The 15261-nt window shown below is 59.3% G+C and carries 15 protein-coding genes; 10 read left to right on the top strand and 5 right to left on the bottom strand.

The window, feature by feature from the left end:
- Nucleotides 1–144 precede the first annotated feature (144 nt).
- Together ACXRVY_RS06240 and ACXRVY_RS06235 are read right to left on the bottom strand one after the other, a co-directional pair.
- Nucleotides 145–324, bottom strand: coding sequence for a hypothetical protein (locus ACXRVY_RS06240; protein WP_007973286.1), 180 nt, complete (start codon nt 322–324; stop codon nt 145–147).
- Between the two features lie 68 nt (nt 325–392).
- A complete protein-coding gene (locus tag ACXRVY_RS06235) occupies nt 393–980 on the bottom strand; it encodes an LOG family protein (protein WP_057712229.1) in 588 nt (195 codons plus the stop codon).
- Nucleotides 981–1323: 343 nt separating this feature from the next.
- On the opposite strand from ACXRVY_RS06235, the gene azu reads away from it, so the two are divergent.
- Nucleotides 1324–1770, top strand: coding sequence for an azurin (azu, locus tag ACXRVY_RS06230; RefSeq protein WP_223462537.1), 447 nt, complete (start codon nt 1324–1326; stop codon nt 1768–1770).
- A gap of 174 nt (nt 1771–1944) precedes the next feature.
- Here azu and nadE read toward each other — a convergent pair whose 3' ends face one another.
- The 3 genes from nadE to ACXRVY_RS06215 all read right to left on the bottom strand — a co-directional run bounded on the left by nadE (nt 1945) and on the right by ACXRVY_RS06215 (nt 5122).
- The gene (nadE, locus tag ACXRVY_RS06225) at nt 1945–2772 is read right to left on the bottom strand and encodes an ammonia-dependent NAD(+) synthetase (RefSeq protein ID WP_223462538.1); all 828 of its coding nucleotides are present in this window, start codon (nt 2770–2772) and stop codon (nt 1945–1947) included.
- 4 nt (nt 2773–2776) lie between these two features.
- Nucleotides 2777–4003, bottom strand: a complete 1227-nt coding sequence (gene pncB / locus ACXRVY_RS06220) for a nicotinate phosphoribosyltransferase (RefSeq protein WP_223462539.1) — start codon at nt 4001–4003, stop codon at nt 2777–2779.
- A gap of 207 nt (nt 4004–4210) precedes the next feature.
- Nucleotides 4211–5122, bottom strand: a complete 912-nt coding sequence (locus tag ACXRVY_RS06215; protein WP_223462540.1) for a LysR family transcriptional regulator — start codon at nt 5120–5122, stop codon at nt 4211–4213.
- 174 nt (nt 5123–5296) lie between these two features.
- Between ACXRVY_RS06215 and amaB the strand changes: the two genes are divergently transcribed.
- From amaB to ACXRVY_RS06170, 9 genes are all read left to right on the top strand, one after another.
- On the top strand, nt 5297–6787 hold the full coding sequence (gene amaB / locus ACXRVY_RS06210; protein ID WP_223462541.1) for an L-piperidine-6-carboxylate dehydrogenase: 1491 nt from the start codon (nt 5297–5299) through the stop codon (nt 6785–6787).
- A gap of 170 nt (nt 6788–6957) precedes the next feature.
- Nucleotides 6958–8241 carry an L-pipecolate oxidase gene (gene amaA / locus ACXRVY_RS06205; RefSeq protein ID WP_223462542.1) on the top strand — a complete coding sequence of 428 codons (1284 nt, stop codon included), beginning with the start codon at nt 6958–6960 and terminating at the stop codon, nt 8239–8241.
- A 362-nt stretch (nt 8242–8603) separates the two neighbouring features.
- Nucleotides 8604–9737, top strand: coding sequence for a branched-chain amino acid ABC transporter substrate-binding protein (locus ACXRVY_RS06200; RefSeq protein WP_458237120.1), 1134 nt, complete (start codon nt 8604–8606; stop codon nt 9735–9737).
- 239 nt (nt 9738–9976) lie between these two features.
- Nucleotides 9977–10891 (top strand): ABC transporter permease subunit, encoded by a 915-nt coding sequence (locus ACXRVY_RS06195; RefSeq protein ID WP_223462544.1) that lies wholly within the window; start codon nt 9977–9979, stop codon nt 10889–10891.
- A 3-nt stretch (nt 10892–10894) separates the two neighbouring features.
- A complete protein-coding gene (gene livM, locus ACXRVY_RS06190) occupies nt 10895–12178 on the top strand; it encodes a high-affinity branched-chain amino acid ABC transporter permease LivM (RefSeq protein WP_223462545.1) in 1284 nt (427 codons plus the stop codon).
- Complete coding sequence (locus ACXRVY_RS06185; protein WP_223462546.1) at nt 12175–13050, top strand: ABC transporter ATP-binding protein; 876 nt, start codon at nt 12175–12177, stop codon at nt 13048–13050. Before livM ends, ACXRVY_RS06185 begins: the two co-directional genes overlap by 4 nt.
- The gene (locus ACXRVY_RS06180; RefSeq protein WP_007991194.1) at nt 13047–13763 is read left to right on the top strand and encodes an ABC transporter ATP-binding protein; all 717 of its coding nucleotides are present in this window, start codon (nt 13047–13049) and stop codon (nt 13761–13763) included. The genes ACXRVY_RS06185 and ACXRVY_RS06180 overlap by 4 nt, the downstream gene beginning before the upstream one ends.
- Before the next feature lie 294 nt (nt 13764–14057).
- Nucleotides 14058–14306: a hypothetical protein gene (locus ACXRVY_RS06175; protein WP_223462547.1), complete on the top strand. Its 249-nt coding sequence runs from the start codon at nt 14058–14060 to the stop codon at nt 14304–14306.
- Nucleotides 14307–14603: 297 nt separating this feature from the next.
- The coding region (locus ACXRVY_RS06170) for an SDR family NAD(P)-dependent oxidoreductase (RefSeq protein WP_458237119.1) at nt 14604–15261 on the top strand (658 nt) is incomplete at its 3' end.

Below are 15261 nucleotides of genomic sequence, written 5' to 3'. Positions count from 1 at the left end.
GGACGCTATCGCGAGCAAGCTCGCTCCCACAGGGAATTGCGGTGTTTTGGAGTCATTCGACTGGCCTGTGAGGGTCGGCAGCAAAGCTGCCAACCCTGGACACAGATCCTGTGGGCCTGATCAGATCAACCGGCCCGGAGGTTCTCAGGCGTCGGGCGCCGAGTCTTTCGGTGCATCAACATCGTCTTCTGCCGCCACTTCACCCTCAGGGTTCAGTGCCGCTTCTTCAGCTGTAGCTTTCTTGCGCTGAAGCTTTTCCTCTTTCTTCTGCTCCTTGGCCAAGTCTCTCTGACGTTTGGCGAAGGAATAATTGGGTTTGGCCATGGGCGATCCTCTGGGGTCGAAGGTGAGGTTGAGCGGCGCATATTCTGCCTTGTATCGGTGCCAAGCCGTTAGCTGGGTTTTTGCTCGGCCCATTTTGGCGCTATGGACGGTTGCCAGGCATCCAGGGCATCGAGCAGGGTTTGCGGTGATTCGCTCACTTGCAGCATGTCACGGTGCTGCTCGCGAACGAAGCCTTCGCCGACGATGTGATCGAGAAAAGACGTCAATTTGCTGTAGAAACCGTTCACTTCCAGCAAACCCAGCGGTTTGCCGTGGTAGCCGAGCTGGCCCCAGGTCCAGACTTCGAACAGCTCTTCCAGGGTGCCAAGGCCACCGGGCAGTGCGATAAAGGCATCGCTGAGCTCGGCCATCCGCGCCTTGCGCGCGTGCATGCCATCGACGACTTCCAGGCGAGTCAGGCCGCTGTGGCCGATTTCCTTGTCCTTGAGGCTTTGCGGGATGATGCCGATCACTTCACCACCGGCCGCCAGGGCCGCATCAGCGACGATGCCCATCAAGCCCACGGCGCCGCCGCCATAAACGAGGGTCAGCTTGCGTTCGGCCAACGCCCGGCCAAGGGCCACGGCCGCTTCGCGGTAAGCCGGGTTGGTGCCGGTGCTGGCACCACAAAATACACAAACGGATGTTAAAGACATGCCTTGCTCCATGTTCGCTCAGGGCCACAGAGTAAAGGCAGGCGCACGGTACTCCAAGGGCTAGACTTGGTTTTCCGGGGTTTCGTACGTACCGCTGGCGCCGCAAGCGTAGGCGGCGAGCAAACTGCACAACAGGCTGTTGATCGACATGACAGACGTTCCATTTGAAGGGGACGGCCTGATGATAGGCCCGGACCAGACACTTGGTCGGTAGATAGTTTGCATCGGTGTCATAGTCCGAAAGTTGTATACAATTTTTGATTCAAGTCATATGAACTTGCGAAGTTTTCAGGCAGTCTTCTGTTCATTCGCGATTTCGTTAACCCTGCCTTGGAGATTCACCATGTTTGCCAAACTTGTTGCGGTATCCCTGTTGACACTGGCCAGCAGCCAATTGATGGCTGCAGAGTGCAAAGTCACTGTCGACTCCACCGACCAGATGTCTTTCGACACGAAGGCCATTGAAATCGACAAGAGCTGCAAGACGTTTACCGTGGAACTCAAGCACTCCGGCAGCTTGCCGAAGAACGTCATGGGCCATAACTGGGTGCTGAGTAAAGAAGCCGACATGCAGCCGATCGCCACCGACGGCCTGAGCGCCGGTATCGACAAGAACTACCTGAAAGAAGGCGACGCTCGCATCATCGCTCACACCAAGATCATCGGCGCTGGAGAGACAGACTCGGTGACCTTCGATGTGTCCAAGCTGAATGCCGCTGAAAAGTATGGTTTCTTCTGCTCGTTCCCGGGCCACATCTCGATGATGAAAGGCACCGTGACCCTGAAGTAAGACTGTCCACTGCGTTATCGTTCATCGCGAGCAGGCTCGCTCCTACAGGTACTGCGCTGTCCTTGTAGGAGTGAGCCTGCTCGCGAATGGGCCATCTGCATCAATAAATGTGTTGGCCAAAGAAAAAGCCCGCTGAGGATCACTCCTCAGCGGGCTTTTTCATTCACTCACGCCTCAAGGCGCAAACGGCATCACCCGCTTGTGATGGGTCTTGTTGTAGGTATCGACAATGATCTTGAACGCCTCTTCACGCACCGGGTTGCCATGCAGGAAGGCGTCGATCTCGGCGTAGGTCACGCCGTGGGAAGCTTCGTCCGGTTTGCCGGGCGACAGGTCCTCAAGGTCGGCGGTCGGGACTTTCTCCACCAGCGACTCCGGCGCACCGAAGCTGCGGGCAATCGCCCGCACCTGGTTCTTCACCAGGCCGCTGAGCGGTGCCAGGTCGCAGGCGCCGTCACCGAACTTGGTGAAGAAGCCCATCACCGCTTCCGCCGCGTGATCGGTGCCGATCACCAGGCCATGGGTTGCGCCGGCGATGGTGTACTGGGCGACCATGCGCATGCGCGCCTTGGTGTTGCCGAGCACGAAGTCCACCGACACCGCATGTTTGCCTTCGAAGGCCGCCACTTCATTGGCCAGGGCTTTGACCGCCGGGCCGATGTTCACGGTGTGGCGTTCGTCCGGCTTGATGAAATCYACCGAAGCCTGGGCGTCGTGCTCATCGAACTGGGTTTCGTAGGGCAGGCGCACGGCGATGAATTTGTAGGCGGCATCACCGCTGCGCTGGCGCAGTTCACGGACGGCCTGTTGGGCCAACAGACCGGCGGTCAGGGAGTCGACCCCGCCACTGATGCCCAGCACCAGGGTCTTGAGCCCGGAATTGACCAGGCAGTCCTGAATGAAGGTCACCCGCCGGGCGACTTCGGCCTCAAGGGCGGCTTCGTCGGCGAATGGCGGCTGGACCTTGAGCTGTTCAGCAATCTCACGCTGTACGGCTTGCATGAATTCACTCCTTGCTTGATGTACTTGAAAGGGCGGCAGGAACCTGGAAAACGTGTCGCAGGTAAGCGACGAAATTCGGGTCTTTGCAGTGTGTCTTGCCTGGCTCGTCGGAGATCTTCGCCACCGGCTGGCCGTTGCAGGCGGCCATTTTAAGCACGATGCTCATCGGTTCGACACCCGGAATATCACAGGTCAGGTTGGTGCCGATGCCGAAGCTGACATTGATCCGACCGCGCAGCGCCCGGAATATCTCCAGGGACTTGGGCAGGGTCAGACTGTCGGAGAACGTCAGTGTCTTGCTCATCGGGTCGATGCCGAGCTTGTGATAGTGGGCGATGGCTTTTTCCGCCCAAACCACCGGATCGCCCGAGTCGTGGCGTAAACCGTCGAAAAGCTTGGCGAAAAACAGATCGAAATCGCCTAGGAAGGCATCAATGGTGATGCAGTCGGTCAGGGCAATCCCCAGCAGGCCACGGTATTCGCGGACCCAGCAATCGAGTGCGGCGATCTGGCTGTCGATCAGCCGCGGGCCGAGTTGCTGGTGCGCCATGATCCACTCGTGGGCCATGGTGCCCAGCGGTTTCATGTCCAGCTCCCGGGACAGGTGCACGTTGCTGGTGCCGACGAAGCGTCCGGGGAAATCGTGCTTGAGCACATTCACCACTTCTTCCTGCACCCGATACGAGAAGCGACGGCGCGTGCCGAAATCGGCCACCTGCAATTCGGACAATTCATCACTGCTGGCGTTGGCACTCAGCCAGTCGAACTTGCGGTAGAGCTGCTCGCGGGCCTGCTCCAGTACGATTTCGCGGTAGCGATAGCGGTTGCGCACCTCGCTGACCAGCGCCAGCAGCGGCACTTCGAACAGGATCACATGCAGCCAGGGGCCCCGCAGGCGGATAAACAGTTCGCCGTTTTCGAGGCCAGTGTGGATGTAGCGCAGGTTGAAGCGGAACAACCCGAGAAAACGCAGGAAATCCGGCTTCAGGAAGCTGATGCGTTCCAGGAAGCTCAATTGATCGGCACTCAGGCTCAGTTCGGCCAGGCGCTCGATCTGGAAACGGATTTCCGCCAGGTACGGGCGCAAGTCCTCACCATTACGGCAACGAAACTCCCATTCGACTTCGACGTTCGGGTAGTTGTGCAGCACCGCCTGCATCATCGTCAGTTTGTAGAAGTCGGTGTCGAGCAGGTTCTGCACGATGCGATCGGCAAACACACTCTCGCTCATAACGGGAATCTCCAGCGTTGCAGCGGTATTGATCAATGGCGCTAGTGGCGCATATCAGTAGCAAGGAATGCCAGCGATTTCTTGGAACGCGGCGGATCCCTGTGGGAGCGAGCTTGCTCGCGATAGCGGACTGACAGTCAATTGAAGCATTGAATGTGATGACGCCATCGCGAGCAAGCTCGCTCCCACAGGGATTGTGCAGGGGGCCTAATGTTGCACCGCATCCGGGCTATCGATCTGCTCCAGCATCCACTTCACAAAGTCCCGCACCTTGGGCACTTCCGCCGAGTGCTCCGGGTACGCAAGGTAATAGGCATCGGTGCTGGGCATTGCATGCTGCCAGGGAATGACCAGCTTGCCGTCAGCCAGTTCCTCTTCCACCAGAAACCGTGGTAACAACGCCACGCCGCAGCCAACCTGGGCGGCGCGGATGCACATGTAAAAGGTTTCGAAACGCGGGCCGTGGTAGCTGTGCTCGGTGTGGTAGCCCTGATGCTCGAACCAGTCGTGCCAGGCCTGGGGGCGGGAGGCGTTTTGCAGCAGTACCAGATCGGACAGTTGCGTCGGATCGGTGAACGGTTGGGCAGGCAAGCTGCCCGGGGCACATACAGGAACAAGCTCTTCGCCGAACAGCTTCAGGCATTCGGTGCCCGGTCGTGAACCCTGGCCGAAATAGAACGCCAGATCGCTGCGACCTTGCAACAGGTCGTCGGCTTCCTGTTCGCTGCACAGGTCCAGGTGGATCGACGGGTGCCGCAGGCGCCAGCCTTTCAGGCGCGGCACCAGCCAGCGCGCGCCGAAGGTGGGAGGCGTCGAAACCCGCAGGACTTCTGTTTCGCCGCCGTAGGAGCGCAGGTAATGGGTCGACATCTCGACCTGCGTGAGGATTTTTCGCACCTCAACCAGGTACAGATCGCCCGCCGGCGTCATCTGCAGGCGTCGGCGCACCCGGCGAAACAGCAGGTGCTGCAACAGCTCTTCGAGTTGCGCGACCTGTTTGCTCACGGCGCTTTGGGTCAGGTTCAATTCTTCGGCGGCCCGGGTGAAGCTCAGATGCCGGGTGACRGCCTCGAAGCACTGCAACGCAGCGATCGATGGCAAGTAGCGTTTATTCAGCATGGGCGGTCCTTGGTTCTTGTTTCTTATTGCCAGCAATGCACAGCATGAATAAACGGAATGATATCTCTCTTAAAGGTCGTTTGTTGAGTAACCTCCGGGCAGCTAAAACTACAGGTCTGATCAGCCGTGAATTTCCGGCTGCACGTGTTCTGTCTTTTGCTTGAGGAGTGACCCATGGTTGCCGCATTGCTTGATCGTCTAGGTGTGAACCCGGCCCTGTACCAGAACGGCAAAGTGCCGGTGCACTCGCCGATCGATGGCAGCAGGATCGCTGCCGTGAACTGGGAAGGCGCTGCTGAAGTCGAGCAGCACATCAGTCGCGCAGATCATGCGTTCGAACTGTGGCGCAAGGTTCCGGCGCCGCGCCGTGGCGAGCTGGTGCGGCAACTGGGTGACATCCTGCGTGAATACAAGGCCGACCTCGGCGAGCTGGTGTCCTGGGAGGCCGGCAAGATCACCCAGGAAGGCCTGGGTGAAGTTCAGGAAATGATCGACATCTGCGACTTCGCCGTCGGCCTGTCCCGTCAGTTGTACGGTTTGACCATCGCCTCCGAGCGTCCTGGCCACCACATGCGCGAAACCTGGCATCCGCTGGGCGTCGTCGGCGTGATCAGCGCATTCAACTTCCCGGTCGCAGTCTGGGCCTGGAACGCCACGCTGGCGCTGGTCTGCGGCAACCCGGTGATCTGGAAACCGTCGGAAAAGACTCCACTGACCGCATTGGCCTGCCAGGCGCTGTTCGATCGCGTACTGAAGAATTTCAGCGACGCGCCACCGCACCTGAGCCAGGTGATTATTGGCGGTCGCGATGCCGGCGAAGCCCTGGTCGATGATCCGCGTGTCGCGCTGGTCAGCGCCACCGGCAGCACCCGCATGGGCCGCGAAGTGGCGCCGAAAATCGCCGCACGTTTCGCCCGCAGCATTCTGGAACTGGGCGGCAACAACGCAATGATCCTCGGCCCGAGCGCCGACCTGGACATGGCCGTTCGCGCGATCCTGTTCAGCGCTGTCGGCACCGCCGGTCAGCGCTGCACCACCCTGCGTCGATTGATCGCCCATGAGTCGGTGAAAGAAGAAATCGTCACCCGCCTGAAAGCCGCGTACTCGAAAGTGCGTATCGGCCATCCGCTGGAAGGCAATCTGGTCGGCCCGTTGATTGACAAACAAAGCTTCGAAAACATGCAGGACGCGCTGGAGCAGGCCTTGAGTGAAGGCGGCCGGGTGTTTGGCGGTGAGCGTCAGTTGGAAGACAAGTTCCCGAATGCCTACTACGTGTCGCCAGCCATCGTCGAAATGCCGGAGCAGAGCGATGTGGTCTGCCACGAAACCTTCGCCCCGATCCTGTACGTGGTCGGTTACAGCGATTTCCAGGAAGCCCTGCGCCTGAACAACGCTGTGCCACAAGGCCTGTCCTCGTGCATCTTCACCACCGACGTGCGTGAAGCCGAGCAGTTCATGTCGGCGGTGGGCAGCGACTGTGGCATCGCCAACGTCAATATCGGCCCGAGCGGCGCTGAAATCGGTGGTGCATTTGGTGGCGAGAAAGAAACCGGCGGCGGTCGTGAGTCCGGCTCCGATGCATGGCGCGGCTACATGCGCCGCCAGACCAACACCGTGAACTATTCGCTGGAGTTGCCGTTGGCGCAGGGTATTACATTTGACTAAATCTCACGTCGAACGGTGATCCCCCTGTAGGAGCGAGCCGGCTCCGGGCGGCGTTCCGACGATAGCGGTTTGTCAGTCACATCATTGTTGAATGTGCTGGTGCTATCGCGAGCAGGCTCACTCCTACATTTTGAACTGTGTGTTTGTTGGGTTTCTGTTGGAGTCTGGCAATGCCGTTACGCGAAGAGTGTCTGTGGGAAAAACTGACGCCGCAAAGGCCGGACAATTCGGCCCTCAAGGGTGAGGTCACGGTGGATGTCTGCGTCATCGGCGCCGGATTTACCGGATTGTCGGCGGCGGTGCATCTGCTGGAGCAAGGCAAGACCGTTTGTGTGCTGGAGGCCCATCGCGCCGGCCATGGTGGTTCGGGGCGTAACGTCGGGCTGGTCAACGCCGGGATGTGGATTCCGCCGGACGAGATCGAAGCCGGGTTCGGCAAGGAGGTCGGCAGCCAGCTCAACTGCATGCTGGGGGCGGCGCCATCCCTGGTGTTCAGCCTTGTGGACAAGTACAACATCGATTGCCAGTTGCGTCGCGAAGGCACGCTGCACATGGCGCACAACGCCCGTGGCGAAGCCGATTTGCGCAGTCGTGAAGAACAATGGAAACGCCGCGGGGCGCCGGTGGAGTTGTTGACCGGTCAGGCCTGCGAGCAAGCCACTGGTACGAAAAAGATCGCCGCCGCGCTGCTCGATCGCCGCGCCGGCACGCTCAACCCGATGGCCTACACCACGGGGCTGGCCAAAGCGGCCATCGGTCTCGGTGGGCAGTTGTTCGATCATTCCCCGGTCACCCGCCTCGAACGTCAGGGTCAGCGCTGGTCTGTGCAAACCGCCCAGGGCTCGGTCATGGCCGAGAAAGTGGTGATTGCCTCCAATGCCTACACCGAAGGCGACTGGACGGAACTGCGGCGCAATTTCTTCCCCGGTTACTACTATCAGGTGGCCTCGGTGCCGCTGACCGAGGAAGCAGCCCGGCAAATTCTGCCCGGGGGCCAGGGTTCCTGGGACACCCGCCAAGTGCTGAGCAGCATCCGTCGGGATAAAGACGGTCGCCTGCTGCTTGGCAGTCTGGGTAATGGCAATCAGAAACCGGCCTGGTTCCTCAAGGCCTGGGCCGATCGCGTGCAGCAACATTACTTCCCTTACCTGAAACCGGTGGAATGGGAGTGCACCTGGACCGGTTGCATCGCTTTCACCCCCGATCATTTGATGCGCCTGTTCGAGCCGGCGCCCGGTTTGGTGGCAGTCACCGGCTACAACGGCCGGGGCGTGACCACGGGTACGGTGGTCGGCAAGGCCTTCGCCGATTACCTGTGTAACGGAAATCCTCAATCGCTACCGATTCCTTTCGCGCCCATGCAGCCATTGGCCGGGGTGGGGTTGCGCAGCTGTCTGTATGAGGCGGGATTCTCGCTGTATCACGCAGGCCAGTGCCTGCGGATCGTGATCTGAAGGTTGATTTTTGCAGTGGGAAGCGGCGCTTTTTCGATCTGCGGCTAGCCTGTAGTGGTGCGGGTTGTAGCAGTCCCGCACCAGCAGTGTGCACTTCGGTGACGCACGTTGTTACAGGCTGGTTGCACGTCGTTTAAAGCCGCGGTTGCAATGATGGCGCAGGCGGGTTGCGCCTCAAAAAAATAATGGTTCTACCTTCCGCGGTTTAGACGGTTGCACGCCCAATGAAAATGGGCCCGAAACAGTCGAAATAACAAGAAAGCAGCGACTTTTTTCAGAATAAAAAACCGATGGCACGGCCCTTGCTCTGAGCATTCATTGAAGTCGCAGTGCCAATTAAAAAAACCATGGAGCACCACCTCATGTCCCAGACGTTTTACAAGAAAGGCTTTCTGGCCCTCGCAGTGGCAACTGCGCTGGGTGTTTCTGCGTTTGCTCAGGCTGACATCAAGATCGGCGTAGCGGGACCAATGACGGGCGCCAACGCGGCATTTGGCGAACAGTACATGAAGGGTGCACAGGCGGCGGCCGATGCGGTCAACGCAGCGGGCGGCGTGAACGGGGAAAAAATCGTACTGGTCAAGGGCGATGACGCCTGCGAACCGAAGCAGGCTGTGACAGTCGCCAAGGACCTGACCGAAAAGAAAGTCGTTGGTGTGGTAGGTCACTTCTGCTCCTCGTCGACCATCCCTGCCTCCGAGATCTACGACGAAGCCGGCATCATCACGATCACCCCGGGTTCCACCAACCCCAAGGTGACCGAGCGCGGCCTGAGTGCCATGTTCCGCATGTGCGGGCGTGACGACCAGCAAGGTATCGTGGCTGGCGACTATGTCGTCGACGTGCTCAAGGGCAAGAAAGTCGCCGTACTGCACGACAAGGACACCTACGGTCAGGGCCTGGCGGATGCGACCAAGGCTCAGCTGGAAAAACGCGGCGTGAAACCGGTGCTGTACGAGGGTCTGACCCGCGGCGAGAAAGACTTCAGCGCCGTCGTCACCAAGATCCGTGCGGCCGGTGCCGACGTGGTCTACTTCGGCGGCTTGCACCCGGAAGCCGGTCCACTGGTTCGGCAACTGCGTGAACAGGGCCTCAAAGACGTCAAGTTCATGTCCGATGACGGCATCGTGACTGACGAACTGGTGACCACCGCCGGTGGCCCGCAGAACGTTGATGGCGTACTGATGACCTTCGGCGCCGACCCACGTCTGCTGCCAGACAGCAAGACTGTGGTAGATGCTTTCCGCAAGGCCGGCACCGAACCTGAAGGCTACACCCTGTACGCCTACGCTTCGGTCCAGACCCTGGCCGCAGCCTTCAATGGCGCCAAGTCCAACAAGGGCGAAGACGCTGCTGCCTGGCTGAAGAAAAACCCGGTCAAGACCGTCATGGGCGAGAAGACCTGGGACAGCAAGGGCGACSTGAAAATCTCCGACTACGTGGTTTACCAGTGGGACAAGGATGGCAAATACCACCAGCTGGAAAAACAGAAGTAAGGGCTGACTCAATTGGGTGAACCCCACGGGCCCCCTGTGGGAGCGAGCTTGCTCGCGATGACGGACTGGCAGACGACAACTTTGTTGAATGTTCAACGGCTATCGCAGGCAAGCCAGCTCCCACAGGGGCCGTGGTGGCCCGCCTGATCGTGGCTGACATTGCTCCGACGTAAATCTGTATTTTCCTTAGAAGAACCGCACAGCCACATGTGCAGGTTCTCATTGCGTGAGATTGCGTTATGGATGGTATTTTCCTGCAGCAACTGGTCAACGGCCTGACCCTCGGGTCGGTCTATGGCCTGATCGCCATCGGCTACACAATGGTCTATGGCATCATCGGCATGATCAACTTCGCCCACGGCGAGGTTTACATGATTTCCGCTTACCTCGCGGCAATCAGTCTGGCTCTGCTGGCATACTTCGGTATTGAATCCTTCCCTCTGTTGATGCTCGGCACCCTGATCTTCACCATCGTCGTCACGGCGGTGTATGGCTGGGTCATCGAGCGTGTTGCCTACAAACCCCTGCGTAACTCCACCCGACTGGCACCGCTGATCAGCGCCATCGGGATCTCGCTGATCCTGCAAAACTATGCACAGATCGCCCAGGGTGCCCGCCAACAAGGCGTTCCGACACTGTTGACTGGTGCATTGCGAGTAGAAGTCGGGACCGGCTTCGTCCAGCTCACTTACACCAAGATCTTCATTCTGGTCGCAGCGTTTGTCGGGATGGGCCTGCTGACCTATGTCATCAAGTACACCAAGCTCGGCCGCATGTGCCGCGCAACCCAGCAAGACCGCAAGATGGCCTCGATCCTGGGGATCAACACCGACCGCATCATTTCCTACGTGTTCATCATTGGTGCAGCGATGGCGGCCCTGGCCGGCGTGCTGATCACCATGAACTACGGCACGTTCGACTTCTACGCAGGCTTCGTCATCGGCATCAAGGCGTTCACCGCCGCGGTGCTCGGCGGGATTGGCTCGCTGCCCGGTGCCATGCTTGGCGGGATCATCCTCGGCATCTCCGAGTCGCTGTTCTCCGGTCTGGTCAACTCGGACTACAAAGACGTCTTCAGCTTCTCGCTGCTGGTTCTCGTTCTGGTCTTTCGGCCCCAAGGCCTGCTCGGCCGTCCTCTTGTGTCGAAGGTGTAAGCGATGTCTTCAACCACTAAAAAAACCATTGATATCAAAAGAAGTCTGGTTGACGCGATTCTTGCCGGCCTCGTGGCCCTGATTGTGTTCGGCCCGATTGTCGGCATCGTCCTCGACGGCTACGGCTTCAACTTGCAGCCCACTCGCGTGGCGTGGATTGTCGCAATTGTCATGTCCGGTCGTTTTGCCTTGAGYCTGTTCCTGCAAACCCCAAAGGGCCTGAGAATTCTTGAAGGCTTTGAAACGACAGGTTCCGGGGTGCATGTACTGGCGCCTGATTACAAATCCCGGTTGCGCTGGATCATCCCGCTGTTGATTGTCATCGCCGTGGTGTTCCCGTTTTTCTCCAACTCCTACCTGCTGGGTGTGGTCATCCTCGGGCTGATCTACGTATTGCTGGGGCTGGGTTTGAACATTGTGGTCGGCCTGGCCGGCCTGCTCGACCTGGGTTACGTGGCGTTCTACGCCATCGGCGCCTACGGCCTAGCGCTCGGTTATCAGTACCTGGGGCTGGGTTTCTGGACGGTGTTGCCGCTGGCGGCGATCACCGCCGGTCTGGCCGGTTGCATCCTCGGTTTCCCGGTGCTGCGCCTGCACGGCGACTACCTGGCGATCGTGACCCTGGGCTTCGGTGAAATCATTCGGTTGATCCTCAATAACTGGCTGTCCCTGACCGGCGGCCCGAATGGCATGGCAGCGCCGTTGCCAACCTTCTTCGGCATCGAGTTCGGAAAAAGGGCGAAAGAAGGCGGGGTGCCGTTCCATGAGTTCTTCGGTATTGCCTACAACCCTGACGTGAAGTACTACTTCATCTACGCCGTGTTGTTCCTGGTGGTCCTGGCCGTGCTGCACATCAAGCATCGCCTGACCCGCATGCCTGTCGGCCGCGCCTGGGAAGCCCTGCGCGAAGACGAAATTGCCTGCCGCTCCATGGGTCTGAACCACGTACTGGTCAAGCTTTCGGCATTCACCATCGGTGCTTCGACTGCCGGGCTGGCCGGAGTGTTCTTCGCCACTTACCAGGGCTTCGTCAATCCGACGTCGTTCACTTTCTTTGAGTCGGCACTGATCCTTGCCATCGTGGTACTCGGCGGCATGGGCTCGACCATAGGTGTCGTCATCGCGGCATTCGTGCTGACCGTGGCCCCGGAACTGCTGCGTGGCTTCGCCGAATACCGCGTGCTGCTGTTCGGCATCCTGATGGTATTGATGATGATCTGGCGACCCCGCGGCCTGATTCGGATCAGCCGTACCGGTGTGACCCCGCGTAAAGGAGTAGCGCCATGAGCGAAGTCGTACTCAGTGTCGAAAAGCTGATGATGCACTTCGGCGGCATCAAGGCGTTGAACGATGTCAGCCTGAAAGTCCACCGCAATTCGATCTTCGCCCTGATCGGGCCCAACGGCGCCGGCAAAACCACGGTGTTCAACTGCCTGACCGGGTTCTACAAGGCCTCCGGCGGCAAGATCGAACTCAACATTCGTGGGCAACAGACCAACGTCATCAAATTGCTGGGCGAATCGTTCAAGCCGACCGATTTCGTGTCGCCTAAATCGTTCGCCAGTCGGCTGTTCTACAAGGCATTCGGCGGCACCCACCTGGTGAACCGCGCCGGACTGGCGCGTACCTTCCAGAACATTCGCCTGTTCAAGGAAATGTCGGTGCTGGAAAACCTGCTGGTGGCCCAGCACATGTGGGTCAACCGCAGCATGCTGGCCGGCATCCTCAATACCAAGGGCTACCGCAAGGCCGAAAGCGATGCGCTGGACCACGCGTTCTACTGGCTGGAGGTGGTGGATCTGGTGGATTGCGCMAACCGCCTGGCCGGTGAACTGTCCTACGGCCAGCAACGCCGCCTGGAAATCGCCCGTGCCATGTGCACCCGTCCGCAGATCATCTGCCTCGACGAGCCGGCCGCCGGCCTCAACCCCCAGGAAACCGAAGCGCTGAGCGCGATGATCCGGCTGCTGCGCGACGAGCACGATCTGACCGTGGTGCTGATCGAACACGACATGGGCATGGTAATGAGCATTTCCGATCACATCGTGGTGCTGGACCACGGCATCGTCATCGCCGAGGGCGGCCCCGATGCGATTCGTAACGACCCGAAAGTGATTGCGGCCTACCTGGGCGCCGATGAAGAGGAAGTGGTGCTATGAGCAAACCCATCCTCGAACTCAAGGAGCTGGATGTGTTTTACGGGCCGATCCAGGCTCTGAAGAAAGTCTCGCTGCACATCAAGGAAGGGGAAACCGTCAGCCTGATCGGCTCCAACGGTGCCGGCAAGTCGACCCTGCTGATGTCGATCTTCGGCCAGCCGCGGGCGGCGGACGGGCAGATCCTCTATCAGGGCGTGGACATCACCCACAAGTCGTCCCACTACATCGCCTCCAACGGCATCGCGCAATCGCCGGAAGGGCGGCGGGTGTTTCCCGACATGACCGTCGAGGAGAACCTGCTGATGGGCACCATCCCTATCGGTGACAAGTACGCCAAGGAGGACATGCAACGCATGTTCGAGCTGTTCCCGCGGCTCGAAGAGCGGCGTACCCAGCGGGCGATGACCATGTCTGGCGGCGAGCAGCAAATGCTCGCCATCGCCCGGGCCCTGATGAGCCGGCCCAAGTTGTTGCTGCTGGATGAGCCGAGCCTGGGCCTGGCGCCGATTGTGGTGAAACAGATCTTCGCGACACTGCGGGAACTGGCCAAGACCGGCATGACCATCTTTCTGGTGGAGCAGAACGCCAACCACGCCCTGCGGTTGTCGGACCGGGCGTACGTGATGGTCAACGGCGAAATCCGCATGACGGGTACCGGCAAGGAGTTGCTGGTCAACGAGGACGTGCGTAACGCCTATCTCGGCGGGCACTGAGTTTTAGTGGTTATGCACAAGCCCCGGCGCGCAATCGCCGGGGCTTTTTTATATCTCCAATACCCCACTAATCCCTGTGGGAGCGAGCTTGCTCGCGATAGCGGTGAGTCAGTCGCCACGATGCAAGCTGTGCCCCGGTCATCGCGAGCAAGCTCGCTCCCACAGGGTTTTTGGCATGCCTCCGGGAAATTGTGGAAAACAATATTCCCAAGCTCGCAAAGCGCGACATAAAGCCGCTGCAAATAGTTGTTTTGTCACAGTTTTGACTTGTCCCCGTTTGCTGTGGAACCGGCTGTGAATAACGTGGGAGTAGCTGGCTGTGGGCCTTTTAAACCGTGGCTTGCAGAGGTGTGGTTGTTTTTTGATCATGAGTTTTTGCGCAGCTTGAAGACCGCTTTGTCAACCTTTTTGTTCGTGATGAAAGTGCACGGAATCACCGTGGACAAGCCTGTGGATAAGTCTGTGACTAAACTCTGGAAAGACCCGCCTGAAGGCCGTGGTTACTGGCTTGGCGCCATCGCGGGTTTGACCCGTCAGTCATGAAAATGGCCAATGGCTACACAGCAGGCGGTTGAGGGTCAAGCAAAAAAGTTTTAAAACCCCGCGCAAAGCCTTGTGGATAGAGGCTTGCAGCTTTTCCACTTGCCCCCAAAGACTGTGGACCGGCCTGTGGATAACGTGCGCGCACATGGCTGCAGGCCACGCTGGTCGAGGGTTTGCCGGTATTGAGTGTTTTTTGAACAGCTTGAACGGTGGTTGCCGCTGTGAAAAAGGCCGGGCATGCTGCCTGCTGATTTTCTATTCCAATGGCTGGCGATCAGCCGAAGCAAGGAGAACACGATGTCCAACACCCTGTTTATTACCGGCGCGACTTCCGGTTTTGGTGAAGCCTGTGCCCGTCGTTTTGCCGAGGCCGGCTGGAAACTGGTGCTGACTGGCCGTCGTGAAGAGCGCCTCAATGCGCTGTGCGCCGAACTGTCGAAACAGACCGAAGTCCATGGCCTGGTGCTCGATGTGCGTGATCGCAAGGCCATGGAGGAGGCGATTGCCAATCTGCCGCCATCCTTCGCCAAACTGCGCGGGTTGATCAACAACGCCGGCCTGGCCCTGGGCGTCGATCCGGCGCCCAAGTGCGACCTGGACGATTGGGACACCATGGTCGATACCAACGTCAAAGGCCTGATGTATAGCACCCGTCTGCTGTTGCCACGCCTGATCGCCCACGGTCGTGGTGCCGGCATCGTCAACCTGGGGTCCATCGCCGGCAACTATCCGTACCCGGGCAGCCACGTGTATGGCGCGACCAAGGCGTTCGTCAAACAGTTCTCCCTGAACCTGCGCTGCGACCTGCAAGGCACGGGCGTACGGGTCAGCAACATCGAGCCGGGCCTGTGCGAGAGTGAGTTCTCGCTGGTGCGTTTTGCCAAGGCACGGGCGTACGGGTCAGCAACATCGAGCCGGGCCTGTGCGAGAGTGAGTTCTCGCTGGTGCGTTTTGC

The organism is Pseudomonas sp. P5_A2_2 (assembly GCF_054177685.1).
This window is presented reverse-complemented; position numbering and strand designations above follow the sequence as displayed.